Source organism: Micromonospora sp. ALFpr18c (assembly GCF_008868155.1).
Lineage (GTDB): Bacteria > Actinomycetota > Actinomycetes > Mycobacteriales > Micromonosporaceae > Micromonospora.
In genome coordinates this window covers 1-2,120 of the sequence record NZ_WBKR01000362.1, presented here as the reverse complement: position 1 = coordinate 2,120, position 2,120 = coordinate 1, and the positions used below count along the sequence as shown (strand labels likewise).

General features: G+C 75.7%; 2 protein-coding genes. Both read left to right on the top strand.

All coding sequences use genetic code 11. From position 1 onward, the window contains the following. Positions 1–139 precede the first annotated feature (139 nt). Positions 140–544 (top strand): MarR family winged helix-turn-helix transcriptional regulator, encoded by a 405-nt coding sequence (locus F8271_RS31030; RefSeq protein WP_151493336.1) that lies wholly within the window; start codon positions 140–142, stop codon positions 542–544. A gap of 51 nt (positions 545–595) precedes the next feature. Next, positions 596–2,120, top strand: a 1,525-nt coding sequence (locus F8271_RS31025) for a thiamine pyrophosphate-dependent enzyme (protein WP_255473774.1), incomplete at its 3' end; no start/stop codon positions are given.

The following is a 2,120-nucleotide window of genomic DNA, read 5'->3' as shown; positions in this document are numbered from 1 at the left end:
CGGCCGGCGTGCCCGGACCGGATCGCTGAGCTGGACGAACGGCACGACTGCGTACGATGTGGCGGTGACTCAGGAGGCAGGAGCCGCAGCAGGTCGACCGGTGGACCGGGACGGTCTCGCGGCCGACGTGGTGCGTCGGATGGCGCACCTGACGGCCTCCGTGCGGCACCGGCAGGGCACCGCGTTCGCCGAGTTGGGGCTCACCCCGGCGGCGGCCCGGGCGCTGCACGAGCTGGACCCGGACCATCCGCTGCCGGCCCGTGACCTCGCCGACCGGCTCAGCTGTGACCGGTCGAACGTGACGGCGTTGGTCGACCGGCTGGAGCAGGCTGGTCTGGTCGAGCGCCGGACCGACCCGGCCGACCGCCGGCAGAAGACGCTCGTGGTGACCGGTGACGGCCGGGCCGTGCGCGACCGGGTGGCCGAGGTGATGTCCGACTCCCGACTCCTGGCCGGCCTGACCGACGAGGAGCTGGGCACCCTCCGTGACCTGGTGTGGAAGGTGTCCGACGGCGGCCTTCCGGAGCCGTGCGGCCCGGAGTGAGTCGACCCGTGCCGGCCGTGTCCCACTGGGCGACCAGGGCTCGCGTCGGTAATGCTGTCGGACGTGACCACCCCGCAAGATCTCGACGACCGGTTCCGGGAGACGCTGGCGGCACTTCCCGCCGCGCCGCGGCGGCGTGACCCCGCCGACCCGGTCACCGACGACGCCCCGCTGACCGGCGCGCGACTGTTGGACCTGTTCGACGCGCAGGTGACCAGCCGGCAGCTCGACCTGGCCGGTCGTTGGCTGCGCAGCTTCGGGGAGGGCTTCTACACCATCGGCTCGGCCGGGCACGAGGGCAACGCGGCGGTCGCCGCCGCGCTGCGCCCCACCGATCCGGCGTTGCTGCACTACCGCTCCGGGGCGTTCTACTGCGTGCGGGCCGCCCAGGCCGCCGCCGACACCGCGCCGGCCGAGACTCCCGACGCCGAACCGGCCGACGACCGGCAGCAGGCCGTCGACCGTGAGCAGGGCACCGACCCGGCCCCGGCCACCGAGGTCGAGCCGGCCGGGTCCGCGCCGCCCGCCGGCGGATTCGCGCCGTACGCCGAGGCGGCCCGCGACGTGCTGCGCGGCATGGTCGCCTCCAGTCAGGAGCCGATCGCCGGCGGCCGGCACAAGGTGTTCGGCCGGGCCGACCTGAACGTCGTACCGACCACCTCCACCATCGCCTCACACCTGCCCCGGGCGGTCGGGATGGGGCTCGCGGTGGAGCGACTGCGCCGGCTGGACAGCGCCGGACGCCGTACCGGCGCGGGAGTGCGCGTCGGCGACGGCGTCTCCCCGTGGCCGTCGGACGCCATCGTGGTCTGCTCCTTCGGCGACGCCTCGGTCAACCACGCGAGCGCCACCGCCGCGTTCAACACCGCCGGCTGGTACGACCACGCCGGACTGCGCATCCCGGTGCTCTTCGTCTGCGAGGACAACGGGCTGGGCATCAGCGTTCGCTCCCCGCAGGGGTGGGTGGAGGCGGCGTTGCGGGCCAAGCCGGGCATCCGGTACGTCAGCGCCGACGGGGCCGACCCGGTGCGGACGTACGAGGTGGCGCAGGAGGCCGTGGACTGGGTGCGCCGGCACCGCCGTCCGGCCGTGCTGCACCTGCGCACCGTGCGGCTGATGGGGCACGCCGGCGCCGACGCGGAGTCGGCGTACCGCGGCCCGGCCGAGCTGGCCGAGGACCTGGACCGGGATCCGGTGGTCGCGACCGCGCGGCTGCTCGTGGACGCCGGCGTGGCCACCGGCGAGGAACTGCTGGCCCGGTACGACGAGACCGGCTGGCAGGTACGCCGGATCGCCGAGGAGGTGTTGGGCGAGCCGAAGCTGGCCTCGGCGGCCGACGTGGTGTCGGCGTTGGCGCCCCGGCGTCCGGTGCGGGTGGCGCGGGCAGTGGGTGACGCGGCGGCGCGGGCCAGCGGGCCGGGCGCCGCCGCGCGGGCGGAGGCCTTCGGGGGTAAGCCGCCGGAGCTGGCCGGCCCGCTGACCCTGGCGCAGAGCATCAACGCGGCGCTCGCCGACGGCCTGCTCGACCATCCGCAGATGGCCATCTTCGGCGAGGACGTGGCCGCCAAGGGCGGGG